The following is a 24,261-nucleotide window of genomic DNA, read 5'->3' as shown; positions in this document are numbered from 1 at the left end:
CGGCAGCAACGGTCCTAACATCCGCGGCCAGTCCCGGACGGGGCCGGGACTGGGGACGGCCCAGGGGTTCCTGGAGCCGTCCGCCGCGGTCGGAGCCATGGTCCAGTGGGGCGCGCGGTGGACCGCGCTCCGCCGACCGGGTGGACTCCTGAGCGAACTCTTGCCTTCTGGAGAATGGTGACAGATCAGAACAGCGTCTGTTCAGCCGTGCCCTGGCTATGGACTCCCCGCGACCCTGGGCAGTGTAGTGGGCCGGGGTGAACCTGTAACCGCCGAGGTCGTCACTGGCGCAGGTTACCGGCCGGTCGGGGCGGCGCTCAGTGCTCCTCGTCCGACTTGGCCGCAGTGACCAGCTCGGTCAGCACGCCGCCGCAGTCCTTGGGGTGCAGGAAGGTGATCCGCGAGCCCATCGAGCCCACCCGCGGCTCCGGGTACAGCACCCGGACGCCCTTGCTCCGGACGTCCGCCGCCACACCGTCGACGTCCGCGGTGCCGAAGGCGATGTGGTGCACGCCCTCGCCGTTCTTCGCCAGCCACTTGGCGACCGTGGAGTCCTCCCGGGTCGGCTCCAGCAACTGCAGGTAGGAGGCGCCGCCGTCACCGGTGTCGTTGATCTTGAGCATCGCCTCGCGGACGCCCTGCTCCTCGTTCACCTCGCTGTGGAACACCTCGAAGCCGTACGTGGCACGGTAGAACTCGACGGTCTTGTCGAGGTCGAAGCAGGCGATGCCGATGTGGTCGATCCGGGTCAACACGCTGAGCCTCCTGAAGCTGGGGTCGGACCAGTGCAGCGCAGATGCGGGGCGCCGCGCCACCGGGCCGCGTGCGAGCCTGATCACACCGTTGCTCCGGTGACGCCCGGGTTACGGGTCAGTACATTGAGCTGCATCCTCCCCCCGGGCCCTGTCGCCGTGCTCGATCCCGGCAGGACTCGCTGGCCAAGACGTGCGAAGGGGCTCGTTCCATGCCTACCGCTTCCACCGCTTCCACCTCCGTGATCGTCGCGGGCGCCCGTACCCCGATGGGTCGGCTGCTCGGCTCGCTCAAGGGATTCTCCGGCGCCGACCTGGGCGGCTTCGCGATCAAGGCCGCGCTCGAGCGGGCCGGCGTGACCGGTGACCAGGTGCAGTACGTGATCATGGGTCAGGTGCTGCAGGCCGGCGCCGGCCAGATCCCGGCCCGCCAGGCCGCCGTGAAGGCCGGCATCCCGATGAGCGTGCCGGCGCTGACCATCAACAAGGTCTGCCTCTCCGGCCTGGACGCGATCGCGCTGGCCGACCAGCTGATCCGGGCCGGCGAGTTCGACATCGTGGTGGCCGGTGGCCAGGAGTCGATGACCAACGCCCCGCACCTGCTGCCGAAGTCCCGTGAGGGCTACAAGTACGGCGCGATCGAGCTGCTCGACGCGATGGCCTACGACGGCCTGACCGACGCGTACGAGAACATCCCGATGGGCGAGTCGACCGAGAAGCACAACACCCGCTTGGGCATCGGCCGCGAGGTGCAGGACGAGATCGCCGCCCGCTCGCACCAGCGGGCCGCCGCCGCGCAGAAGAACGGCGTCTTCGAGGCCGAGATCGTGCCGGTCGCGATCCCGCAGCGCAAGGGTGAGCCGGTGCTGTTCAGCCAGGACGAGGGCATCCGGGCCGACACCACGGTCGAGGGCCTGGCCAAGCTGCGCCCGGCGTTCAGCAAGGACGGCACGATCACCGCCGGCACCTCCTCGCAGATCTCCGACGGCGCCGCCGCCGTGGTCGTGATGAGCCGGGCCAAGGCCGAGGAGCTGGGCCTGAGCTGGATCGCCGAGATCGGCGCGCACGGCAACGTGGCGGGCCCGGACAACTCGCTGCAGTCGCAGCCGTCCAACGCGATCAAGCACGCGGTGGCCAAGGAGGGCATCGCGGTCGAGGACCTGGACCTGATCGAGATCAACGAGGCCTTCGCCGCCGTCGCCCACCAGTCGATGCTGGACCTCGGTGTCACCGAGGAGAAGGTCAACGTGAACGGCGGCGCGATCGCGCTCGGCCACCCGATCGGGATGTCCGGTGCCCGCGTGGTGCTGCACCTGGCGCTGGAGCTGGGCCGGCGCGGCGGTGGGATCGGCGCGGCCGCGCTCTGCGGCGGCGGCGGTCAGGGCGATGCCCTGATCATCCGGGTGCCCCAGGCCTGATCAGGCGTCAGTGACCGGCGCCCCCTGCACGCAGGGGGCGCCGGTCGTTCGGGTTTCGAGTGAGGAGACTCCATGATCGACGTGCCGACCCTGGTCGAGCAGGCGCGCGCCGGCCGCCCGCGGGCGGTGGCCCGGCTGATCTCGCTGGTCGAGAACGCCGCGCCCGAGCTGCGCGAGGCGATGGCCGCGCTGGCGCCGTACACCGGGCGGGCCTACACGGTGGGCCTGACCGGCTCGCCCGGGGTCGGCAAGTCGACCTCCACCTCGGCGCTGGTGGCCGCCTACCGGCGGCTCGGCAAGCGGGTCGCGGTGCTCGCGGTGGACCCCTCCTCGCCGTTCTCCGGCGGCGCGCTGCTCGGCGACCGGGTGCGGATGCAGGACCACGCCACCGATCCCGAGGTCTTCATCCGCTCGATGGCCACCCGCGGGCACCTGGGCGGGCTCTCCTGGGCGGCCCCGCAGGCGCTGCGGGTGCTGGACGCGGCGGGCTGCGAGGTGATCCTGGTGGAGACCGTCGGGGTCGGGCAGTCCGAGGTGGAGGTGGCCGCGCAGGCGGACACCACGGTGGTGCTGCTGGCGCCCGGGATGGGTGACGGGATCCAGGCCGCCAAGGCGGGGATCCTGGAGATCGGCGACCTCTTCGTGGTCAACAAGGCCGACCGGGACGGCGCGGACGCCACCGCCCGGGAGCTGAGCCACATGCTCGGGCTCGGCGAGGCGCGCGAACCGGGGGACTGGCGCCCGCCGATCGTCAAGACGGTGGCGGCCCGTGGCGAGGGCGTCGACGAGGTGGTCGAGGCGCTGGAGAAGCACCGCGCCTGGCTGGAGGAGCACGGCGAGCTGACGGCCCGCCGGCAGCGCCGGGCGGCCCAGGAGATCGAGGCGATCGCGCTGGCCCGGCTGCGGGCCCGGATCGGGGACCTCAGCGGCGACCGTCACCTGGGCGCGCTGGCCGAGCAGGTCGCGGCCGGCCGGCTGGACCCGTACGGCGCGGCCGACGAGCTGGTGGCCGGGCTGACCGACCGCCAGGGCGGCTGACCCGAAGGTCAGACCCGGCCGCGCAGCGCCCGCAGGTGGTCGGCGATCGGGCCCAGTGCCTGGAACATGGCGTCGAGCTGCTGCTCGTCGAGGCGGTCGATGAAGTGGGCGCGGACGCTGCGCACGTGGTCCGGCGCGGCCCGGCGAAGCGTCTGCCAACCCGCCTCGGTGAGGTGGGCGTACAGGCCCCGGCGGTCGCCCGGGCACTCCTGGCGCAGCACCAGGCCGGCGCTCTCCATCCGGGTGATCTGGTGGGAGAGCCGGCTCTTGGACTGCAGGGTGGCGGTGGCCAGGTCGGTCATCCGCATCCGGTGGTCGGGGGCCTCGGAGAGCACGACCAGGATCTCGTAGTCGTTGATCGCCAGGTCGTGCTGCTGCAACTCGCGGCTGAGCTGGTACTCCAGCAGCCGGCTGACCTCCAGATGGGCACGCCAGAGCCGTTGCTCCCGGGCCGTCAGCCAGGGAGCGTCCGCGGTGGTGGGCTCGGCCGGGACCTCGGTCGGCTCGGTGGCGTTGGTGTCCATACCGACCATGGTACCCGATATTGTTCAACTTTCTACAATATTGTAGGACCGGCCAGCGGGACCGACTGGGCGTGGGCGGGCTGCACTCCAGCCGCCTGCTCGACCTCGAGCAGCGAGGCCGAGTGCCGCTCCGCCTCGAAGGCCTCGACTCCGCCGCGCAGCCCGAACAGGCGCTTGGAGAGCAGGATCCAGAGCACCGCGAGCACGTTGACCACGGTGGTGGCGATCTTGATCGCACTGGCGTGCTCGTGCAGCTCGTACCCCTCCAGCGGGAGGAAGGCGGCGGTGGCGATCACCGCGAGGTACTCCGCCCAGCGCTTGCCGAGCCACAGGCCCACGCCCTCCACCGCCTCGATCAGCGAGTACGCCAGCACGCCGCCGGCCACGTAGACCAGGGTGTTGTGCTTGTAGTCGAAGGTCTTGCGGATGGTGTCGACCACCGAGGCGTGCTCCAGGTCCCAGTGGAAGTGGTCGGCCACCGGCTTGAAGATCGTGAGGTCCTGGTCGAAGAGCTGGTGCAGGGCGTCCTGGCTGTTGGAGAACTTCCACACCGCCCAGGCGATCAGGATGCCCAGCACGCCGCGCACGCCCCGCTCGACGGCCAGCAGTCGCAGCACGAACAGGTCGCGCAGCGCCTTGCCGCGCATCACCAGCGGTGCGCCGGTGGCAGGCCCCGAGCCGTGTGGCGCGCCGAGCGTGAAGTCGCCGCAGCGCAGGCAGCGCCAGGCCTCGCCGGCCGCGGTGGCGGCGTGCAGCCGCCCGCGCAGGGCCGGTTCGCTCGGCGCGTAGGTGATGTGGCCACGCTTGGCGCAGGTGCGCCGGTTCCAGTCCCGCTTCGCCATGGTGGTGGAGCTCCCCCGATCGGTACGGGCGCGCCCGGCCGCCGGGTCGCGCGGCAGCAGGATAGCGAGCGGCGCCGACGGTCCGTCAGGGGTGTCGGGTCGGGTGTCGGGTCGGGTGTGAGCTCGGGCACCCCGGTCCCGTTCGCGGCGCGTCCTGCGCACATAATGGGCGTCGGCTTGTGCCCCCGTTCACAAGCGACACCGTCACCCGTGAGGTACTCCGTCATGCAGCACAGCGCCGCCCACCGCCTGCGTCTCGTCTCCGGCCCCGAGGGCCTGTCCTTCATACTTCTGCTGGTCGGAATGATCTTCAAGTACAACACCAGCTTCAACCCGGTGCCGGTGCTCGGCATGATCCACGGGATGCTCTTCCTCGCCTACGTGGCCTTCCTGGGCCTGGCCTGGCAGAAGCAGCGCTGGGACCTCAAGCGGGTGGCGCTGCTCTTCGTCCTGTCGGTGCTGCCCACCGGCGGCTTCTTCGCCGAGCGGATGCTGGCCAAGGAGGAGCGCGGCGAACTGGCGCCCGCCGTCGCCTGATCCCACTGATCCCACGATGCGGGCCGTCCGGCGAGCACCGGGCGGCCCGCCGGTACGGTGTGGGACGTGGCCAAACCCCTCGCGCTCGACTTCGACCCGATCGCCCGTGCCGACGAACTGTGGGCCCGTCGCTGGGGCGAGGTGCCCGCGATGGCCGCGATCACCTCGGTGATGCGGGCTCAGCAGATCCTGCTCGGCCGGGTCGACGCGGTGGTCAAGCCGTACGGGCTGACCTTCGCCCGCTACGAGGCGCTGGTGCTGCTCACCTTCAGCCGCACCGGCGAGCTGTCGCTGTCCAAGATCGGCGAGCGGCTGATGGTGCACCCGACCAGCGTGACCAACACGGTGGACCGGCTGGAGAAGGCCGGCCTGGTCTCCCGTCGTCCCAACCCGCTGGACGGCCGCGGCGTGCTGGCCGCGATCACCGCGCGCGGTCGCGAGGTGGTCGAGCAGGCCACCCGGGAGCTGATGGCGATCGATTTCGGTCTGGAGTCCTACGACGAGGAGCAGTGCCGACAGGTGTTCGAGCTGCTCAGGCCGTTGCGGGTGGCGGCGGGCGACTTCGCCGAGCCCCCGGCGCAGTCCGGGTGAAAACTGCGGCTACCCTCGGATGAGCCGTCCGACCCCCGTGACAGAACGAAGGCTGGCCCGAACATGAAGCAGAGTGTGCTGACCCGCTACCGGGCCCTGGCGTATCTGACCGGTGTGCTGCTGATCCTGCTGACCATCGGTGTGATCGCCAAGTACCTGCTCAAGGTCAACGGGGCGGACGGGTTCGTCACCGTCGTGGGTATCGCGCACGGCTGGCTGTACGTGGTCTACCTGGTCTTCGCCTTCGACCTGGGCAGCAAGGCGAAGATGCCGCTCGGCAAGCTGGCCTGGATGCTGCTGGCCGGCACCGTGCCGACCGCCGCCTTCTTCGTGGAGCGCAAGGTCTCGCGCGAGCTCGCGCCGCTCTTCGCGCCGGCCGAGGGCAAGCAGCCGATCAGCGCCTGACCCCGGTCGTCCGACCCCTCGTCGCCGAAGGCCCCACCGCACCGGTGGGGCCTTCGGCGTTTTCGCGGCCGCTTCACGTCGGGTCGGCATCGACAAGTAGTAGGACGTCCGAGTAAATTTCCAGAACGTCCTACCATCGAGAACCGAGCGGGAGCTGAGCCCCATGGACGCCGAGGACATCGAGCGCGGCAGGCAGCGTTGGCAGCAGCGCTTCGACAGCGCCCGCAAGCGGGACGCCGACTTCACCACCCTGTCCGGCGACGCGGTGGAGCCGGTCTACGGCCCGCCGGCCGGTCAGGCCTACGAGGGGTTCGAGCGGATCGGCTGGCCGGGCGAGTACCCGTACACCCGTGGCCTGCACCCCACCGGCTACCGCGGCCGGACCTGGACCATCCGGCAGTTCGCCGGCTTCGGCAACGCCGAGCAGACCAACGAGCGCTACCGGATGATCCTGGAGGCCGGCGGCGGCGGCCTCTCGGTGGCCTTCGACATGCCGACCCTGATGGGCTACGACTCCGACGACGCCCGCTCGCTGGGCGAGGTCGGCCACTGCGGGGTCGCGATCGACTCGGCCGCCGACATGGAGGTGCTCTTCAAGGGCATCCCGCTGGGCGAGGTCACCACCTCGATGACGATCAGCGGCCCGGCCGTGCCGATCTTCTGCATGTACCTGGTGGCCGCCGAGCGGCAGGGCGTCGACCCGTCGGTGCTCAACGGCACCCTGCAGACGGACATCTTCAAGGAGTACATCGCGCAGAAGGAGTGGCTCTTCGCCCCCGAGCCGCACCTGCGCCTGATCGGCGACCTGATGGAGTACTGCGCCGAGGGCATCCCCGCCTACAAGCCGCTCTCGGTCTCCGGCTACCACATCCGCGAGGCCGGGGCGACGGCCGCGCAGGAGCTCGCCTACACGCTGGCCGACGGCTTCGCCTACGTCGAGCTGGGCCTCTCCCGCGGCCTGGACGTGGACGTCTTCGCCCCCGGTCTGTCCTTCTTCTTCGACGCACACCTGGACTTCTTCGAGGAGATCGCCAAGTTCCGCGCCGCGCGCCGGATCTGGGCCCGCTGGCTGCGCGAGGCCTACGGCGCCAAGACGGACAAGGCGCAGTGGTTGCGCTTCCACACCCAGACCGCCGGGGTCTCGCTGACCGCCCAGCAGCCCTACAACAACGTGGTGCGCACCGCCGTCGAGGCGCTCTCGGCGGTGCTCGGCGGCACCAACTCGCTGCACACCAACGCGCTGGACGAGACCCTCGCGCTGCCCTCCGAGCAGGCCGCCGAGATCGCGCTGCGCACCCAGCAGGTGCTGATGGAGGAGACCGGGGTGGCCAACGTGGCCGACCCGCTCGGCGGTTCCTGGTACGTCGAGGCGCTGACCGACCGGATCGAGGCACAGGCCGAGGAGATCTTCGCGAGGATCCTGGCCAAGGGCAGCCCGGACCACGAGATCGGCCCGATGACGGCCGGCATCCTGCGCGGGATCGAGGACGGCTTCTTCACCGGCGAGATCGCCGAGGCCGCCTTCCAGTACCAGCAGGCGGTGGAGAAGGGCGAGAAGCGGGTGGTCGGGGTCAACTGCTTCCCGAAGTCGGTGACCAGGGAGCTGGAGATCCTCCGGGTCAGCCACGAGGTGGAGCGCGAGCAGGTGCGGGCGCTGGGCGCGCGCAAGGCCGGGCGGGACGAGGCGGCGGTGCGGGCCGGTCTGGACGCGATGCTGGCGGCAGCGCGCGAGGGGTCGAACATGATCCCGCCGATGCTGCGGGCGGTGCGGGCCGAGGCCACGCTCGGCGAGATCTGCGACGCGCTGCGCGCCGAGTGGGGGGTCTACCGGGAGCCGGCCGGCTTCTGAACCCCCGGACTGTTACCGGCCGGCCGCGAAGCCGCCGGGTGCGGGATGCACCCGGCGGCTTCGCCGTCTTCGCCGTCCGCCCCGCCCGGGCTCAGCAGCTCTGGTACAGGCCGGGGTTGAGCAGCAGGTCGCTGAAGCGGCGGATCCACCGCGGGGTGACCGGCTCGCCGATCACCAGCATCCGGTGCTCGACCGCGCCCGCGATGGTGTCGAAGATGACGTCGATCTGTTCGGCGCCGGCCACCGGGTCGGCCTCGGCGGTCAGTTCACCGCGGGCCAGCGCGTGCGCCAGGCCCTGGTGCACCAGGACCTTCTGCGGGTCGACGATGTGCTCGCGGATCCGCTGCCGCAGCTGCGGGTCGCGGCTGCCCTCGGCGAAGACGGCGAGCAGCGCGGCCTGGCTCTCGGGGCGGGCCAGCACGGCGGCGAACTGGGCGACCACGTCCTCGATGTCGGCCTGCAGGCTGCCCAGGTCGGCCACCGCCAGCTCGTCGAAGAGGCTGGCCACGGCGTCGACCACCAGCTCGTTCTTGGACGGCCAGCGGCGGTACAGGGTGGTCTTGGCGACGCCGGCCCGGATCGCGACGTGGCCCATGGTCAGGCCGCCCCAGCCGAGTTCGGCCAGCGCCTCCCGGGTCGCGTCGAGGATCGCCTGGTCCGCGGCGGCGCTGCGCGGGCGGCCTTTGGTGCGGGACGGGACGCGGGACGGGACGGGGGACTGGGCCGGCTGCTGGGTGGGGGCCACCGGGCCTCCTTGCATGTACTGACGAGTAGCTTGGGTGGGGACTGCAACCGTATCGACAGTTGGACCACAAGAAAAGTGGCTCACATCACGTGGTTGACAGGCAAGCGGGGCTTGCATCGCGGGGGCGTGGGCCAGATACGCTACGACCTGTAGCGAATAGAGCGGCGACCACGCGCCGGCCCTGTGGGAGGGGCGGGTGCGGGGCGCGGGTGGGGATCCGCGCCGCTGAGGAGATCGACTACCGGCCTGCCGGCTCCGCACTGTAGGGGAGCGGAGCCGGCGCAAGGCGCTTCAACCGGGGCTCGGCGCGGGTTTTCCCCGCGGATGGCGCCCGGAAGCCGCGCGGACGGGGGAGGATGGTGCCATGCAGCCACGGAACACGCATCTGAACAGCTCCGCCCTGCGCGGCGCGGTCGACCTCGCCGCGGTGAAGGCGGCCGGCGAGGCCGCGCAGAAGGCCGAGCAGGCCCGGGCCGAACGCGCCCGTCAGGCATCCGCCGCCGAGGCCGCCGGGGTGGCGGCCCCGAGTGCCGGCTACCAGCTGGTGATCGACGTCACCGAGGACACCTTCGAGGAGGAGGTCGTCCAGCGCTCCACCGAGGTGCCGGTGGTCGTCGACTTCTGGGCCGAGTGGTGCGGCCCCTGCAAGCAGCTGAGCCCGATCCTGGAGCGACTGGCCGAGGAGTACGCCGGCCGGATCGTGCTGGCCAAGATCGACGTCGACCAGAACCAGCTGATCGCCCAGCAGTTCGGCATCCAGAGCATCCCGGCCGTGATGGCCGTGGTGGCGGGCCAGCTGGTGCCGCTCTTCCAGGGCGCCGAGAACGAGACCAACGTCCGCAAGGTGCTGGACCAGCTGATCGCGGTGGCCGAGCAGCGCTTCGGCATCGTCGGCGGCGTGGAGCCGTCCGCCGACGGGGCGGGCGCCGAGCTGCCCGGCCTGCCCGAGGATCCGGCGCTGGCCGCCGCGCACGAGGCGCTGGACCGCGGCGACCTGGGCGGCGCGGTCCAGGCCTACCAGAACGTGCTGGCCGACCAGCCGGGCAACGTCGAGGCCCAGTTGGGCCTGGCCCAGGCCGAGCTGCTGCGCCGGGTCCAGGAGTTGGACCCGCAGGCGGTGCGCACCGCCGCGGCGGCCGATGCCAAGGACGTCAAGGCCCAGCTGGACGCGGCCGATCTGGACCTGGTGGGCGGCCATGTCGATGACGCCTTCGGGCGTCTGGTGGACACGGTCGGCCGGACCGCCGGGGCCGACCGCGACACCGCGCGCCTGCGCCTGCTGGAGCTCTTCGAGGTGATCGGCCCGGACGACCCGCGGGTCATCGCGGCCCGCTCGGCGCTGGCCCGGGTCCTGTTCTGACCGGCCTGTTCTGATCGAGCCTGTTCTGACCGAGCCTCTGCTGACGCGACCTCGGGTGCCGCTGATGGCACGGCGGGTGACCTGCGGTGTCGTCGATGATCGGCAGTGATAAACCGACATTCGTGTCAACTCCGTGAGGGTTTATCAAATCTTGACAACACCGCCGCGCGATCACCTCTGGTGACCGCGCGGCGGTGTTTCCTTCCTGTTTCCAGGAGATTTCTGCGGAGCGGTGGCCGGTTTTCGTCACGCTGCGTTGATGTCATGCTCAACTCATGATCATCACCCATGGGTATTGGATTACCCGTCAGTAACGCACCCCTTGTGCTTCGGCCGGGATTCCAGCACGATCGGCCTCGCCTGGTCCCTCACTTCACGCTCCGGCAGTCTGCCGGACATGTGCGGTACGGGATCCCCACCAGGTAACCGCCGGCGCCGTCCGGCGGTTGAGGGCAGGGGGGTGTCCGCGTCCCACCGCGGTTCCTGTCCTCGTCGGACCGCGCGGCCCCGTGCGGTCGCTTGGTTGTCGCTCGGGGGTGATCGCCCGTCGTCAGGTTGTCCTGCTCGACGACGGTGCTATCGGCTACCGAGGACGTAGCTCTTCTCCCATCCCAGGACGGGATCCGCGCAGCGTGTCGGACCCGACCGGAGATGTACGTCCGAGAAGGAGGACACGCATGTCCCAGACTTATGGCAAGACCCGCTGGAAGCGCTTCGCCCTCGTCATGGTGCCCAGCATCGCCGCCACCGCGGTGGTCGGGGTGAGCATCGCGCAGAGCGCGCTGGCCGCCTCGTTCAGTGTCTCCGGTCAGCAGTTCAAGGTGACCGCCGACACCCTGCACGGCACCAACTTCGCCCAGTTCGGCTCGGTCGACGTGGGCTCCGACAAGAGCCCGCACGTGGTCGCGATCTCGGCCTTCGACAAGGCCAGCATCCACAACCTGTGCCAGTCGGTGGTCTACAACCTGGGCCCGCTCGGCACCTACACCCTGCAGCTGCACGCCGGCACCGACCCGGTGTCCGGTGACATCTCCACCGACGCGCGCCAGGTCCAGGCCTCCAACCTGCTGATCGACCTGAACCAGCTGAAGGCCGACGCGACGTTCCAGAACATCGACATCGGCCGGGACGCCTCCACCCTGAGCGGCAGCGCCACCAACGGTTGGAAGGCCGCCGACGGCAGTGGCCTGCCGAGCGGCGCCACCGGCTTCGCGCAGTCCGCCCAGACGGCCGACCTGTCGGGTGTCCAGCAGACCGCTTGGGCCACCTCCGCGGGGACCTTCGCACTGCCCGGCCTGAACCTGAACATCGTGTCGGGCGACAAGGAGTGCTACTGATCCGCCCCTGACGGTGCGTCCGGCCCAGCCGCGCACCCGGTACGGATGAACGGATGACCCGAGGCCGCCCGAGCGGTCCCGGCGGCCAGGGGGCGGCGCGATTCGAGCCGTCCCCTGGCCGCACACCCCAAGCTCCCCCCTCGGACAGACCCACGAGGAGTTCCATCGTGACCAGCGCAACTGCCCCCCTCTGGCCCGACGGTGCCGGCCTGTTCACCCGGGTGCGGCTGAGGTTCCGCGCCTGGCGCCGGACCCGGCCGTTCTGGGGCGGCCTGGTGTCGATCGTCGGCGGGGTACCGATCCTGTACTTCCCGTACGCGCACCTGACCCTCTCCGGGGTCACGATGACGATGTCCACCACGGCCGGCTCCGGCTCGCTGGTGATCGGCCTGCTGATGATCGCGCTCGGGGTCTCGGCCTGGTTCCAGCCGGCCACCAGAGTCTTCTGCGGCATCGCCGTCACCATCCTGACGCTGATCTCGGTCCCGGTCTCCAACCTCGGCGGGTTCGGGATGGGCCTGATCCTCGGACTGCTCGGCGGCGGGCTGCTCTGCTCCTGGGCGCCGCTCAAGGAGCCGATTCCGGTGGCCGAGGCCGCGGTCGACCCGGGTGTGGCGATGTCCGTCCCCGCGCAGGCCGTGGCGGAGCAGGCCGTGGCGGAGCAGCCGGGCGAGCCCGCTGCCGAGCCCACCGAGCAGACCATGCTGCTGCCCGAGCAGCCCGGCACGACCGAGCAGGCGGGAGAGGTGCGGTGACCGGCAACGGGGGAGAGCAGGCGCAGCAGCCGACCGAGGGGCCGCGGCACGCCGCGCCCCGGGTGAGCGGCCGCAAGCGGGCCCGGCTACTGGCCTTCACGGCCGTCCCGACGGCCCTGCTGATGGGCAGCACGGTACTGCCCGAGCTGGCCTCCGCCGCGACGACCGCCGGCACCTCCTGCGCGCCCGCCGCGAACGCCCCGGTGACCATCACCCAGGTCCCCAAGAGCCAGCTCACCCCGGTCCCGAACCCGAGCCCCACCACGGCGTCGGCGAGCCCCACCACGGCCCCGACGAGCCCCACCAAGACGGCTGCGAGCCCCACCAAGGCGTCGGCGAGCGGCACCGGCCAGGTGGCGAGCGGCACCGGCCAGCAGGTGGGTGCCGCCTTCGTCCCGCCGACCGCGGGCCCGACCGCGAGCCCGGGCGCGCAGCAGCAGGCCGCGGCCGCCGTCACCAGTCACGTGGTGCAGGCGGACGACAGCAGCGGCAGCGGCGGCGGCCTGCTCGGCGACATCATCAACGGCATCACCGGGATCTTCGACCCGAACCACCAGAACCAGCCGCAGCCGAAGTCCACCCCGAGCACCCCGCCGCCCGCCGCTCCCCAGGTCGGCGCTCCGGTCACCCCGAGCACCCCGGCCACCGCCCAGCCCGGCACGCCCGCAGCCGGCACGCCCGCGGCTCCCGTGACCCCCGCCCCGGCCACGCCGAGCGGTACGCCGTCCAGCACGCCCTCCAGTACCACCGGCAAGACCCCGAGCGCCTCGTCCAGCGCCTCGCCCTCCAGCGCCCCGAGCACGGCCCCCAGCGGCTCCCCGGCGCCGAGCGGCGCCGCCGGGCCCGCCGCGGTCGCCTCAGCCCTGGCGAACGGCGACACCCGCCCGCTCTGCCCGGTGGACACCAGCAAGGTCGCGGCCGCCACGGTCCCGGGCGGCCAGGTGGTGCCGGACCAGAACTGGACCCTGAAGACCACCAGGCTCGCGCTGCACGGTGCGGTCTTCGGCGGCGTCTACGAGGTGCACTCGCCGACCGGCACCAAGCGGGTGCTCAAGTTCACCGTCAGCGCGGTGGACATCGACAATCTCGACATGTCGACCCTCGAGAACACCGGGTACGGCAACACCCCGCCCCAGACCTTCCACGTCAAGGGCGCCCCCGGCAGCACCTCGACCATGGTCAACGGCCCGATCACCATGTACGTCGAGAGCCTCAGCGGTGAGCTGTCCGCCCTGTACGGCATCCCGCTGCCGCCGCTGGGCACCATCACGCTGACCCCCGACACGCTGCCGACCTGGCTCTACGACCTGATCGGCCTGGTGCCGATCCCGCTCGACATCACCATGACCGGGGTCACCGCCGTCCAGGCCGGCCAGTTCGGCGGCACCCTGACCATCCCGGGCATGCACATGTACAACGACACCGAGCCCTACCCGTACGGGCACTGACGTCCCGACGGCAAGCCGATGGGCCCCTCCGAAGCGAAGCAGCTTCGGAGGGGCCCATCGGCTTGCTGACGTCGCCTCAGAGGCCGACGCGGGACCCCAGGTGGTGCACCTGCACCATGTTGGTGTTGCCGGGCACGCCGGGCGGCGAACCGGCGGTGACGATCACCGTCTCGCCCTCGCTGAGCCGCTTCATGCTGAGCAGCTCCTGGTCGACCTGCAGCACCATCTCGTCGGTGGTGGCCACCTGCTCGGTCACGTACGCCTCGACGCCCCAGCTCAGCGAGAGCTGGTTGCGGGTGGCCGCGTCCGGGGTGAAGGCGATCACCGGGATCGGGGAGCGGTAGCGGGACAGGCGGCGGGCGGTGTCACCGGACTTGGTGAAGGCCACCAGCGCCTGGGCGTTCAGGAAGTCGCCCAGCTCGCAGGCCGCGCGGGCCACCGAGCCGCCCTGGGTGCGGGGCTTGCGGCCCGGGTTGAGCGGCTGCAGGCCCTGGGCCAGCAGCTCGGCCTCGGCCTGCTCGGCGATCCGGCTCATCGTCTTGACCGTCTCGACCGGGAACTTGCCGACGCTGGACTCGGCGGAGAGCATCACCGCGTCGGTGCCGTCCAGGATCGCGTTGGCGACGTCGGAGACCTCGGCGCGGGTCGGGCGCGAGGCGTGGATCATCGACTCCATCATCTGGGTGGCGACGATGACCGGCTTGGCGTTCCGGCGGGCCAGCGTGATCAGCTTCTTCTGGACCAGCGGCACCTTCTCCAGCGGGTACTCGACGGCCAGGTCGCCACGGGCGACCATGATCGCGTCGAAGGCGAGGACGATCTCCTCCATCGCCTCGACCGCCTGCGGCTTCTCGATCTTGGCGATCACCGGGACCCGGATCCCGACCTCGTCCATCACCTTGTGCACGTCGTCGATGTCACCGGCGTTGCGCACGAAGGAGAGCGCGACCATGTCGACGCCGAGCCGCAGCGAGAACCGCAGGTCGTCCTTGTCCTTCTCGGACAGCGCGGGCACGTTGACGGCCGCGCCGGGCAGGTTGATGCCCTTGTTGTTGGAGAGCACCCCGCCCTCGATCACCACGGTCTTCACCCGCGGGCCGTCGACGCTGACGACCTCCAGGGCGATGACGCCATCGTTGATCAGGATCGGGTCGCCGGGCTTCACGTCGCCGGGCAGGCCCTTGTAGGTGGTGCCGCAGCTGTACTGGTCACCGGGGACGTCTTCGGTGGTGATGGTGAACGTGTCGCCGTTGTCAACGGTCACCGGGCCGTTGGCGAAGGTCGCCAGACGGATCTTTGGGCCCTGCAGGTCGGCCAGCACACCGATGGTGCGGCCGGTGTCCTGGGACACCTGGCGGACCTTGCGGTACCGCTCCTCGTGCTCCGCGTGGGAGCCGTGGCTCATGTTCAGGCGGGCGACGTTCATCCCCGCTTCGACGATGGCCTTCAGCTGTTCGTAGGAGTCCGTGGCCGGACCCAGGGTGCAGACAATTTTCGCTCGGCGCATATGGATGATCCTATCCGTACGAGTTATTCCCGGGGATTGGGACGAACCTCCGACAACAGCTGTTAACTGTTTCGGACCAGCGTGTACGCCTGCTGGGCGATCTCCAGCTCCTCGTCGGTGGGCACCACGGCCACCGTGACCCGGGCGTACGGGGGCGAGATCACCCGGGCCTCGGTGGAGCGGACCGAGTTCAGCTCCGGATCCACCGCGATCCCGAGCGCCTCCAGGCCGGCGGTGGCCGCCGCGCGCACCGGCGCCGCGTTCTCGCCGACCCCGGCGGTGAAGGCGATCGCGTCCACCCGGCCGAGCACCGCGTAGTAGCCGCCGAGGTACTTGCGCAACCGGTGGACGTAGGCGTTGAAGGCCAGTTCGGCGGCCGGGTCGCCGGCCTCGGTGCGGCGCATGACCTCGCGCATGTCGTTCTCCCCGCACAGGCCCAGCAGGCCGCTGCGCCGGTTCAGCAGCTCGTCGATCTCGTCGATGGACAGGCCGCCGACCCGGTGCAGGTGGAAGATCACGCCCGGGTCGATGTCGCCCGAGCGGGTGCCCATCACCAGCCCCTCCAGCGGGGTCAGCCCCATCGAGGTCTCCACGCACACCCCGCCCGCCACCGCCGAGGCGGAGGCGCCGTTGCCCAGGTGCAGCACGATCACGTTGAGCTCGCTCGGCGCCCGGCCGAGCAGCCGCGCGGTGGCCCGGGAGACGTACTGGTGCGAGGTGCCGTGGAAGCCGTAGCGGCGCACCCGGTGCTCGTCGGCCACCGCCGGGTCGATCGCGTAACGGGCCGCGTGCTCGGGGATCGTGGTGTGGAAGGCGGTGTCGAAGACCGCGATCTGCGGCAGGTCGGGACGCAGCGCCCGGGCCACCTCGATCCCGGTGATGTTGGCCGGGTTGTGCAGCGGGGCCACCGGCACCAGGCGGCGGATCTCGGTCAGCACCTCGTCGTCCACCACGGTCGGCGCGGTGAACCGCTTGCCGCCGTGCACCACCCGGTGGCCGACCGCGGCGAGGTCCGGGGAGTCCAGGCCCAGGCCGTCGGCGGCCAGTTCCTCGGCCATCGCCTTGAGCGCGGCCGCGTGGTCGGGGAAGGGCCGCGTCGACTCGCGCCGCTCGCCGCCGTGCGGGGTGTGCAGCAGCCGGCCGCCGTGCTCGCCGATCCGCTCCACCAGGCCGGCCGCCAGGCGCGTGCCGTCCACCATGTCGATCAGCTGGTACTTGACCGACGAGGAGCCGGCGTTGAGCACCAGGATCCGGGTCGCCTCGGTCATGCGCTCTGCTCCTTGTGCTCCGACAGCTCCGGCGGCTCCGACAGTTCCGGCGGCTCCTGTTGGGCGCCCTGCTCCCGCTGCGCCTGGATGGCGGTGATCGCCACGGTGTTGACGATGTCCTGCACCAGGGCGCCGCGGGACAGGTCGTTGACCGGCTTGCGCAGGCCCTGCAGCACCGGGCCGACGGCGACCGCGCCGGCCGAACGCTGCACGGCCTTGTAGGTGTTGTTGCCGGTGTTCAGGTCCGGGAAGATCAGCACGCTGGCCCGGCCCGCCACCGTGGAGCCCGGCAGCTTGGTGGCGGCCACATGCGGGTCCACCGCCGCGTCGTACTGGATCGGACCGTCCACCAGCAGCTCCGGACGCAGCGCCCGGACCAGCTCGGTGGCCTTGCGGACCTTGTCCACGTCCACGCCCGAGCCGGAGGTGCCGGTGGAGTAGGAGAGCATCGCCACTCGCGGCTCGACGCCGAAGGCGGCGGCGGTCTCGGCGGACTGGATCGCGATGTCGGCCAGTTGCTGGGCGTCGGGGTCGGGGTTGACCGCGCAGTCGCCGTAGACCAGCACCCGGTCGGCCAGGCACATGAAGAAGACCGAGGAGACGATCGCGGCGCCCGGCGCGGTCTTGATCACCTCGAAGGCCGGCCGGATGGTCGCGGCGGTGGAGTGCACGGCGCCGGAGACCATGCCGTCGGCGATCCCCTCCTGCACCATCAGGGTCCCGAAGTAGCTGGCGTCGGTGACCACGTCGGCGGCCAGCTCGACGGTCATGCCCTTGTGCGCGCGCAGCTCGGCGTAGCGCTCGGCGAAGCGCCGGCGCAGCGGGCTGACGGCCGGGTCGACGATCCGCAACTGGGCCCGGTCGCCCCCGTCCTCGGGCTGCGGCAGCGTGATGCCCAGGCTCGCGGCCTTGCGGCGGACCGCGTCCACCTCGCCGAGCAGGGTCAGGTCGCAGATGTTGCGGCGCAGCAGGATCTCGGTGGCCCGCAGCACCCGCTCCTCGGTGCCCTCCGGCAGCACCACGTGCCGTCGGGCGCCGCGGGCCCGCTCCAGCAGCTCGTGCTCGAACATCATCGGGGTCACCCGGTCGGACCGGCTCAGCTCGATCCGGCTGGTCAACTCGGCGGTGTCCACGTGCAGTTCGAAGAGGCCGAGGGCGATCTCGGCCTTCCGCGGGCTGTCCGAGCCGAGCTTGCCCTCCAACGGGGTGAGCGCGGCGGCGGTCGGCCAGCTGCCTTCGGGGACCACCGCGACCGGCGTGCCGGGGGCCAGCCGGGAGGCCAGCGCCAGCACGTCGGGGCCCGGGTGCTGAGCCAGCGTCAGCAGCACCCCGGCGATCGGCGGCGCACCGGCGGCGTGCGCGGCGAGCGAGCCGATCAGCAGGTCGGCCCGGTCGCCCGGGGTCACCACCAGGGCCCCCTCGGTCAGGGCCGGCAGGAAGGTGGGCAGCATCGCGCCGCCGAAGACGAAGCCCCGCACGTCCCGGGCCAGCCCCGCCGCGTCGCCGAGCAGCACCTCGGCGCCGGTCGCCTCGACCAGTTGGGCCACGGTCGGCGCGGCCAGCGCCGGCTCCTCGGGGATCACGTAGGCGGGCACCGGCAGCTTGCTGGTCAGCCCGCGCAGCACCGGCTGCTTGGCGCCGGGGGCCACCCGGTTGGCGATCATCGCCAGGATCGAGCAGCCGAGGTCGGTGTAGGCGCGGTGGGCGCCCAGCACCTCGGCGATCACGGCCGGCGGGTCCTGGTCGTGCCCGCCGACCACGGGCAGCACCCAGGCGCCGAACTCGTTGGCCAGACGGGCGTTGAAGGCCAGCTCGTCGGGGATGTTGGTGTCGGCGAAGTCGGTGCCGAGCACCAGGACGGCCTGGCACCGGCGCTCCAGCGCCCGGAACCGGTCGACCAGCGCGCCGACCAGCTCGTCCTGACCCTGGGCGGCCTGCAGCGCGGCGGCCTGCTCGTAGGTCAGCCCGTACAGCTCGGTGGCCGGCAGGTCCAGGCGGTAGCGGGCCCGCAGCAGCTCGACCACGTGGTCGGTGCCCGGCTCGCCGGGGGCGTGCGCGTGCACCAGTGGACGGAACACCCCCACCCGGTCCACCTGGCGGGTGAGCAGCTCCATGACCCCGAGTTCGACGGCCTGGCGGCCGTCCCCCCGGCCGATGCCGGTCACGTACACACTGCGCGCCACGCGTGTCTCTCCGTCCGTCGCGGTCCGTCTCGGTCCGTCGCGGGTAGCCTTCGACGCCCTGCGGGGCCGATCATCGGTTCGACCATACCTTCGCAGTTCGAAGCCGCTGTCGCAGGACGACGTGCCCAGCTGCGCCCGGCCCGAGCAAGAGCCGAAGGTCCCGTCGGGGCGGGCCGCAGGGCCCGCCCGCGGTGGCTGCTACGGCGCCGGGATGAGCTTCGAGAGCCACTCGAAGGACGGCGCGACCAGCGGCTTCCAGGTGCTGATGAGGTGCGCCCCGGTGGTCTCGAAGGTGGTCACCGCCGTCGGCGATTTGGCGGCCTGCTGGAGCGCCACCGCGTCCTCCAGCCCGTCGCCCTTCTTGCCGGTCTCCCAGAGGCCGATGTTCGGCGGCGTCTGGGCGTGGGTCAGCATGTAGAGGGGGTTGTCGATCACGCGCAGCTTGGGGTCCTGGTAGGTGAGCGAGGCCTTCTCGCCGATGGGGTCGTTGTAGCCGGACATGGCGATCGCGGCCCGGTAGCGGTCGGGGTGGCCGATCGCGAGCCGGTTGGCGCAGTGCGCGCCGGCCGAGAAGCCGGCCAGCGCCCAGCCGGCCGCGGTGTCGTCGGCCCGGAAGTTGTCGATGACCATCTGCGGCACGTCGCGGGACAGCCAGGTGTCGGCGTTGACCTTGCCCGGCACGTCGGCGCAGCCGGTGTCGGCGTTGTTGAGCAGCTGGACCCGGGGCGAGACCAGGATGAACGGGGTCACCTGGCCGGACTTCATCAGCGCGGAGAGCTGGTTGGTGACCGCCATGTCGCCGAACCAGGTGCTGGAGCTGCCGGGGTAGCCGGCCAGCAGCTCGACCACCGGGAAGGTCTTGTTCTGGTAGGCCGGGTCGTCGTACTGCGGCGGTGTCCAGACCAGTACCTCGCCCTCCACCCCGGAGAGCTGGCCCTTGAGGTCGGCCTGCTTGACGTCCTTGGGCACGGCGTCGGAGCTGGCCGGCTTGAAGGTGAGCACCTGCTTCTGCCGCGGCGCGGCGGAGCCGGCGGCCCGGTCACCGGCCAGGCCGTTGTCCTTCGGCGGGACCGGGACCGCTTGGACGTGGCTGGAGGTGCCCAGCAGGTCAGCCCAGTTGTCGTAGAGCTGGTTCTCGTTGTTGACCACGACGAAGACCATCGCCACTGCGGTGACCTGGCAGAACAGGATGGTCGTCAGGTACCCGACGGCCTGCAGCGGCCCGCCGCCGGCGCTGCCACCACCGGCCCGGCGGCGCCGGCTGCTGCCGCGGACCGCACTGCCCTTGCCCCGCGCTCGGAACTGCGCCATGGCCAGCGCGATCGAACCCACGAAGAGGACGATCGTGAGGATGAAGAAGGGGGTGCCTGTCAGTGCCATCGTGCTCTTCGGTATCCAGCTCCTGTGCCGCCCGGACCCGCTGCCCGGCGCGAGCTATGACACTAGGGCACGGGTGTTCGGTTGCATTCGATCGGGGAGAGAGCTGAGCAGGGCTCAGCACCGGTCGCCAGGGGCGTGGGTGGGCCGACCGCCCCGGGTGTGGGGCGGTCGGCTGGCGGTGTCGTGCTCAGGCTGGGCGCAGCCAGAGGGTGGCCAGCGGCGGGATGATCAGCTCCGCGCTGCGCGGCTGCCCGTTCCAGGCCGCCGGCTCGGCCTTGATCAGCGCGGGGTTGCCCACCCCGCTGCCGCCGTAGCTCTCGGCGTCGGTGTTCAGCGCCTCGGTCCAGAGCTGGTCGGTGCCGCCCAGGCCGGGCAGGCCGACCCGGTAGCCGTGCCGGACCACCGGCGAGAAGTTGCAGACGGCCACCAGCGGCGGCCCGTCGACCGGGTACCGGACGAAGGAGAGCAGGTTGTCCTCGGCGGCGCCGCCGTCCAGCCAGCGGAAGCCGTCGGGGCTGGTGTCCTGCTCCCAGAGCGCCGGGGTGGCGCGGTAGACCCGGTTGAGCTCGCCGACCAGCCGTCGCACGCCCTGGTGGTCCTCGGCGGCCGGCCAGCCCTCGTCGAGCACCCACCACTGCGGCCCTTCCTCGTGGTGGAACTCCGCGCCCTGGGCGAACTCCTGGCCCATGAAGAGCAGTTGCTTGCCGGGGTGGGCCCACATGAAGCCGAGGTAGGCGCGGTGGTTGGCCCGCTGCTGCCACCAGTCGCCCGGCATCTTGGAGACCAGCGCGCGCTTGCCGTGCACCACCTCGTCGTGCGAGATCGGCAGCACGTAGTTCTCCGAGTAGGCGTACACCATCGAGAAGGTGATCTCGTTGTGGTGGTACTTGCGGTGCACGGGCTCCTTGCCGATGTACACCAGCGAGTCGTGCATCCAGCCCATGTTCCACTTCAGGCCGAAGCCGAGCCCGCCGCCGTCGGTGGGGCGGGTGACGCCGTCCCAGGCGGTGGATTCCTCGGCGATGGTGACCACGCCGGGGCAGCGGCGGTAGACGGTGGCGTTCATCTCCTGGAGGAAGGCGACGGCGTCGAGGTTCTCGCGGCCGCCGAACTGGTTGGGGGCCCATTCGCCGTCCTGGCGGGAGTAGTCGAGGTAGAGCATGGAGGCGACCGCGTCGACGCGCAGGCCGTCGATGTGGAACTCCTCGCACCAGTAGACCGCGTTGGCGACCAGGAAGTTGCGGACCTCGGTGCGGCCGTAGTCGAAGGTCAGGGTGCCCCAGTCGGGGTGTTCGGCGCGGCGCGGGTCGGCGGGCTCGTAGAGCGGTTCGCCGTCGAAGCGGGCCAGCGCGAAGTCGTCCTTGGGGAAGTGCGCCGGAACCCAGTCCATGATCACGCCCAGGCCCGCCTGGTGCAGCGCGTCGACCAGGAACTTGAAGTCGTCCGGCGAGCCCAACCGCGCGGTGGGCGCGTAGAAGCCGGAGACCTGGTAGCCCCAGGAACCGCCGAACGGGTGCTCCAGGACCGGCATGAACTCCACATGGGTGAAGTTCAACTCCCGCAGATACCCCGGCAACTCCACCGCCAGCTGACGATACGTCAGACCCGGCCGCCAGGAGGCCAGATGCAGCTCGTAGATCGACATCGGCGCCCGGTGGTGGTGGGCGCGGGCCCGGCGCTCCAGCCACTGGCCGTCGCCCCAGCGGTACTCGGACCGGTGCACCACCGAGGCGGTCTCCGGCGGGCACTGGGCGGCCCGGGCCAGCGGGTCGGCCTTCTGCAGCAACCGCCCGTCCCGGGCGCGGATCTCGTACTTGTAGCGGGTGCCCACCCCCAGCCCGGGTACGAACAGCTCCCAGATCCCGCTCGCGCCGAGCGAGCGCATCGGGAACCCGGTGCCGTCCCAGTGGTTGAAGTCGCCGACCAGGCGCACCCCGACCGCGTTCGGCGCCCACACCGCGAACGCCGTGCCCAGCACGCCGTCCACCGTGCGCGGGTGCGAGCCGAGCGCCTTCCAGAGCTGCTCGTGGCGCCCCTCGCGGATCAGGTGCAGGTCCAACTCGCCCAGCGTGGGGGCGAACCGGTAGCCGTCCTGCTGGGCGAGCGGTTCGCCGCCGGGGTAGCGGACCTGCAGCTGGTAGGCCGGGATCGCCGAGCCGGGCAGCAGGCCGGTGAAGAGGCCGCCCTGCTGGTGGGTCAGCTCGGCGGGGCCGTAGGCGGTCTCGATGGTGACCCGCTCGGCCAGCGGGCGCAGCACCCGGATCGCCGTGCCTCCGGTGGTCGGGTGCGCGCCGAGCAGGGCGTGCGGGTCGTGGTGCGCGCCGCCGACCAGCCGGTCGATCTCGGCCGGTGGCAGCGGCGCCTCGGCCAGCCGTAGCACCGGGGCGTCCACCGGACTGCTGATCGGGGTACCCGCTTCAGGCGCGGGAACGGGTGCCGTAGTGGCCGGTGCCTCGGACGCGGGCACGTCGCGCCCGTGCGCGGCCGCGCGGGGCCGCGGACCGCCGCCCGGCAGGAAGGTGGCGGGCACGGTCGGGTTGGTGCGGTCGAGCGGGGCCACTGCGGGGTTCCTCCTGGCGGTGAGAGCGATCCGACGGCTTTACGGATCCGTCAGCTGATGATGCGTCATGAGGCGGTGGCCAGGCGATGGATGGCGGTCAGCGGGATCGGCAGCCAGCCCGGCCGGTGCCTGGCCTCGTAGACCACCTCGTAGACGGCCTTGTCGATCTCCAGCGCCCGCAGCAGTTCCGGGCAGCTCGCCGGATCGGTGCCGCCGGCCGCCGTGTAGCCCGCGCAGTAGGCGGTGCGGTTGCGGGCCGCCCAGCTCGCGGCCAGGTGGGCCAGCTGCGGGTCCGGTTCGGCGCCAGCCAGCAGGTGCGCCGCCGCGTAGTCGAAGGAGCGCAGCATCGCCGCCACGTCCCGCAGGGCCGGCTGCGGCACCCGCCGCTCGGTCACCGACTTGGCCGGCTCGCCCTCGAAGTCCAGCAGCACCCAGCCGTGCGGGGTCCGCATCGCCTGCCCCAGGTGCAGGTCGCCGTGGATCCGCTGGACGGTTAGCCCGGTCAGGTGATCGGCCGTCAGCTGCTGGAAGGCCGCGTGCAGTGCCGGCCGGTAGCGGCGCAGCGCCGGGACGGCGGCGGCCGCCACGTCGAGGCGCTCGGCCATCGCGGTGGCCAGCCGGCCGGTCTGCTCGCGGTCCAGCTTGGCCACCGGCAGCGCACGGGCCAGCACCCGGTGCACCTCGGCGGTGGCCCGGCCCAGCCGGTGCGCCTCCACCGCGAAGTTGCCGGGGCTGGGGTCGCCCTTGAGCCGGGCCACCTGGTCCAGGGCCAGCTCCCAGCCGTCCTCCGCATCCGGCAGGAAGCGTTGCAGCAGCCCCAGAGTGGCCGGCTCGGCACCGGCCAGCCGGCTCTCGAACCAGGCCGCCACCCGGGGGATCCGGGTGCTGCCGGCCCGCGAGAGGGCCAGCGACAGCTCCAGGTCGGGGTTGGTGCCGGGGCTGATCCGGCGGAACAGCTTGAGGATGAAGGCGGTGCCGTAGATGACCGAGGTGTTGCTCTGCTCGGCGGTGCCGGCCCGGCCGAGCAGGTCGCTGGGCAGCCCGGGACCCGGGGTGCGGCGGAACGAGAGCGGGCCGAACCGGTCGCCGGTGGCCAGATGGCCGAGCAGCCGCCCGGTCAGCTCCGGATCGTGCACCGCGTCGTAGAGCGAGGCGCCGTCGTACGGTCCGTGGGTGAGGCTGCCGAGCACGGCTTCCGGCAGCAGGCCGGCCGGCGCCTCGGTGCGCAGGCCGAGCAGCAGCTGGTAGAGGTCGGCCCCCCCGCCGTGCTCCACCCGCAGCAGCAGGTGCAGCATCGCCGGGTCGCCGGTCAGCAGCGGGGTCGCGGTGAGCGGGTGCAGGCCGGTGATCGCCTGGCCCTTGCCCGCGTACCAGCGCTGCCCCGGAAGCCAGTCGGCGATCATCGGCAGGGCGGCCTCGACCAGTTCGCCGACCGCCAGCGAACTGCTGATCCGTGGTCTGCTGCCGTGCCCGCCCTGGGTGTGCCCCGGTGCGCCCCGGCCGGCGCCGCCGGCGCCGTGCGGTGCGCCCGGACCGCCCGGACCGCGCGGCGCGGTGCCCGCGTCGCGGTGGGCGTGGGCTTGAGAACGGGAGATTTCCGACATGACTCCCTTTCCCCGGAAGCGGGCTGATGGCCCGACAGAACAGGCCGGGCCCGCCAGTCTTCCGGATTTCGGCGGCGCTGCTGCGGCGGCACGCGAGACGGACTCGGGTGTTACGCCTGAGGTGGGTGCGTGTTGGGCTGTTCTCCGTACGTACGTGG

Annotated in this window: 20 protein-coding genes; 10 read left to right on the top strand and 10 right to left on the bottom strand. The window is 71.8% G+C overall.

Going from position 1 to position 24,261, the window contains the following annotated elements:
* Positions 1-317: 317 nt before the first annotated feature.
* Positions 318-755: a methylmalonyl-CoA epimerase gene (gene mce / locus P3T41_RS03090; RefSeq protein WP_280687399.1), complete on the bottom strand. Its 438-nt coding sequence runs from the start codon at positions 753-755 to the stop codon at positions 318-320.
* A 209-nt stretch (positions 756-964) separates the two neighbouring features.
* Between mce and P3T41_RS03085 the strand changes: the two genes are divergently transcribed.
* Positions 965-2,170, top strand: a complete 1,206-nt coding sequence (locus tag P3T41_RS03085; protein WP_280687398.1) for an acetyl-CoA C-acetyltransferase — start codon at positions 965-967, stop codon at positions 2,168-2,170.
* A gap of 72 nt (positions 2,171-2,242) precedes the next feature.
* The gene (gene meaB, locus P3T41_RS03080; RefSeq protein ID WP_280687397.1) at positions 2,243-3,208 is read left to right on the top strand and encodes a methylmalonyl Co-A mutase-associated GTPase MeaB; all 966 of its coding nucleotides are present in this window, start codon (positions 2,243-2,245) and stop codon (positions 3,206-3,208) included.
* 8 nt (positions 3,209-3,216) lie between these two features.
* On the opposite strand, the gene P3T41_RS03075 is transcribed toward meaB, so the two are convergent.
* Positions 3,217-3,732, bottom strand: coding sequence for a MarR family transcriptional regulator (locus P3T41_RS03075; protein ID WP_280687396.1), 516 nt, complete (start codon positions 3,730-3,732; stop codon positions 3,217-3,219).
* A gap of 32 nt (positions 3,733-3,764) precedes the next feature.
* Positions 3,765-4,574, bottom strand: coding sequence for a DUF2127 domain-containing protein (locus tag P3T41_RS03070; RefSeq protein WP_280687395.1), 810 nt, complete (start codon positions 4,572-4,574; stop codon positions 3,765-3,767).
* A 225-nt stretch (positions 4,575-4,799) separates the two neighbouring features.
* On the opposite strand from P3T41_RS03070, the gene P3T41_RS03065 reads away from it, so the two are divergent.
* The 4 genes from P3T41_RS03065 to P3T41_RS03050 all read left to right on the top strand — a co-directional run bounded on the left by P3T41_RS03065 (position 4,800) and on the right by P3T41_RS03050 (position 7,956).
* Positions 4,800-5,111 carry a DUF3817 domain-containing protein gene (locus tag P3T41_RS03065; protein ID WP_280687394.1) on the top strand — a complete coding sequence of 104 codons (312 nt, stop codon included), beginning with the start codon at positions 4,800-4,802 and terminating at the stop codon, positions 5,109-5,111.
* A gap of 66 nt (positions 5,112-5,177) precedes the next feature.
* Positions 5,178-5,702, top strand: a complete 525-nt coding sequence (locus P3T41_RS03060) for a MarR family transcriptional regulator (protein WP_280687393.1) — start codon at positions 5,178-5,180, stop codon at positions 5,700-5,702.
* A 63-nt stretch (positions 5,703-5,765) separates the two neighbouring features.
* Positions 5,766-6,107 carry a DUF3817 domain-containing protein gene (locus P3T41_RS03055; protein WP_280687392.1) on the top strand — a complete coding sequence of 114 codons (342 nt, stop codon included), beginning with the start codon at positions 5,766-5,768 and terminating at the stop codon, positions 6,105-6,107.
* A gap of 163 nt (positions 6,108-6,270) precedes the next feature.
* Complete coding sequence (locus P3T41_RS03050; RefSeq protein WP_280687391.1) at positions 6,271-7,956, top strand: methylmalonyl-CoA mutase family protein; 1,686 nt, start codon at positions 6,271-6,273, stop codon at positions 7,954-7,956.
* 91 nt (positions 7,957-8,047) lie between these two features.
* On the opposite strand, the gene P3T41_RS03045 is transcribed toward P3T41_RS03050, so the two are convergent.
* Positions 8,048-8,701, bottom strand: a complete 654-nt coding sequence (locus P3T41_RS03045; protein ID WP_280687390.1) for a TetR/AcrR family transcriptional regulator — start codon at positions 8,699-8,701, stop codon at positions 8,048-8,050.
* Between the two features lie 364 nt (positions 8,702-9,065).
* Between P3T41_RS03045 and trxA the strand changes: the two genes are divergently transcribed.
* The 4 genes from trxA to P3T41_RS03025 all read left to right on the top strand — a co-directional run bounded on the left by trxA (position 9,066) and on the right by P3T41_RS03025 (position 13,601).
* Positions 9,066-10,061 carry a thioredoxin gene (trxA, locus tag P3T41_RS03040; protein WP_280687389.1) on the top strand — a complete coding sequence of 332 codons (996 nt, stop codon included), beginning with the start codon at positions 9,066-9,068 and terminating at the stop codon, positions 10,059-10,061.
* Positions 10,062-10,738: 677 nt separating this feature from the next.
* The gene (locus tag P3T41_RS03035) at positions 10,739-11,398 is read left to right on the top strand and encodes a DUF6230 family protein (protein ID WP_280687388.1); all 660 of its coding nucleotides are present in this window, start codon (positions 10,739-10,741) and stop codon (positions 11,396-11,398) included.
* 167 nt (positions 11,399-11,565) lie between these two features.
* Positions 11,566-12,153: a DUF6114 domain-containing protein gene (locus tag P3T41_RS03030; protein WP_280687387.1), complete on the top strand. Its 588-nt coding sequence runs from the start codon at positions 11,566-11,568 to the stop codon at positions 12,151-12,153.
* Positions 12,150-13,601, top strand: a complete 1,452-nt coding sequence (locus P3T41_RS03025; protein ID WP_280687386.1) for a hypothetical protein — start codon at positions 12,150-12,152, stop codon at positions 13,599-13,601. Before P3T41_RS03030 ends, P3T41_RS03025 begins: the two co-directional genes overlap by 4 nt.
* Positions 13,602-13,677: 76 nt before the next feature.
* On the opposite strand, the gene pyk is transcribed toward P3T41_RS03025, so the two are convergent.
* The 6 genes from pyk to P3T41_RS02995 form a co-directional block, all read right to left on the bottom strand.
* The gene (gene pyk, locus P3T41_RS03020) at positions 13,678-15,108 is read right to left on the bottom strand and encodes a pyruvate kinase (protein ID WP_280687385.1); all 1,431 of its coding nucleotides are present in this window, start codon (positions 15,106-15,108) and stop codon (positions 13,678-13,680) included.
* 62 nt (positions 15,109-15,170) lie between these two features.
* A complete protein-coding gene (locus P3T41_RS03015) occupies positions 15,171-16,376 on the bottom strand; it encodes an acetate kinase (RefSeq protein WP_280687384.1) in 1,206 nt (401 codons plus the stop codon).
* Positions 16,373-18,559, bottom strand: a complete 2,187-nt coding sequence (pta, locus tag P3T41_RS03010; protein WP_280687383.1) for a phosphate acetyltransferase — start codon at positions 18,557-18,559, stop codon at positions 16,373-16,375. The genes P3T41_RS03015 and pta overlap by 4 nt, the downstream gene beginning before the upstream one ends.
* A gap of 198 nt (positions 18,560-18,757) precedes the next feature.
* Positions 18,758-19,939, bottom strand: a complete 1,182-nt coding sequence (locus tag P3T41_RS03005; RefSeq protein ID WP_280687382.1) for an alpha/beta hydrolase-fold protein — start codon at positions 19,937-19,939, stop codon at positions 18,758-18,760.
* Positions 19,940-20,126: 187 nt separating this feature from the next.
* Positions 20,127-22,331 carry a 1,4-alpha-glucan branching enzyme gene (gene glgB, locus P3T41_RS03000; RefSeq protein ID WP_280687990.1) on the bottom strand — a complete coding sequence of 735 codons (2,205 nt, stop codon included), beginning with the start codon at positions 22,329-22,331 and terminating at the stop codon, positions 20,127-20,129.
* 233 nt (positions 22,332-22,564) lie between these two features.
* Positions 22,565-24,103 (bottom strand): maltokinase, encoded by a 1,539-nt coding sequence (locus tag P3T41_RS02995; RefSeq protein ID WP_280687381.1) that lies wholly within the window; start codon positions 24,101-24,103, stop codon positions 22,565-22,567.
* Between the last annotated feature and the right edge of the window lie 158 nt (positions 24,104-24,261).

The organism is Kitasatospora sp. GAS204B (assembly GCF_029892155.1).
GTDB lineage: Bacteria > Actinomycetota > Actinomycetes > Streptomycetales > Streptomycetaceae > Kitasatospora.
Note: the sequence above shows the minus strand (reverse complement) of the source record. Positions and strands in the feature narration are given on the sequence as shown.

Coding starts and splice junctions, on each gene's coding strand:
- P3T41_RS03050 (WP_280687391.1), top strand. CDS start 6,271: ATGGACGCCGAGGACATCGAGCGCGGCAGGCAGCGTTGGCAGCAGCGC.
- meaB (WP_280687397.1), top strand. CDS start 2,243: ATGATCGACGTGCCGACCCTGGTCGAGCAGGCGCGCGCCGGCCGCCCG.
- P3T41_RS03015 (WP_280687384.1), bottom strand. CDS start 16,376: ATGACCGAGGCGACCCGGATCCTGGTGCTCAACGCCGGCTCCTCGTCG.
- P3T41_RS02995 (WP_280687381.1), bottom strand. CDS start 24,103: ATGTCGGAAATCTCCCGTTCTCAAGCCCACGCCCACCGCGACGCGGGC.
- P3T41_RS03065 (WP_280687394.1), top strand. CDS start 4,800: ATGCAGCACAGCGCCGCCCACCGCCTGCGTCTCGTCTCCGGCCCCGAG.
- P3T41_RS03070 (WP_280687395.1), bottom strand. CDS start 4,574: ATGGCGAAGCGGGACTGGAACCGGCGCACCTGCGCCAAGCGTGGCCAC.
- P3T41_RS03035 (WP_280687388.1), top strand. CDS start 10,739: ATGTCCCAGACTTATGGCAAGACCCGCTGGAAGCGCTTCGCCCTCGTC.
- P3T41_RS03085 (WP_280687398.1), top strand. CDS start 965: ATGCCTACCGCTTCCACCGCTTCCACCTCCGTGATCGTCGCGGGCGCC.
- pyk (WP_280687385.1), bottom strand. CDS start 15,108: ATGCGCCGAGCGAAAATTGTCTGCACCCTGGGTCCGGCCACGGACTCC.
- P3T41_RS03075 (WP_280687396.1), bottom strand. CDS start 3,732: ATGGACACCAACGCCACCGAGCCGACCGAGGTCCCGGCCGAGCCCACC.
- P3T41_RS03005 (WP_280687382.1), bottom strand. CDS start 19,939: ATGGCACTGACAGGCACCCCCTTCTTCATCCTCACGATCGTCCTCTTC.
- trxA (WP_280687389.1), top strand. CDS start 9,066: ATGCAGCCACGGAACACGCATCTGAACAGCTCCGCCCTGCGCGGCGCG.
- P3T41_RS03055 (WP_280687392.1), top strand. CDS start 5,766: ATGAAGCAGAGTGTGCTGACCCGCTACCGGGCCCTGGCGTATCTGACC.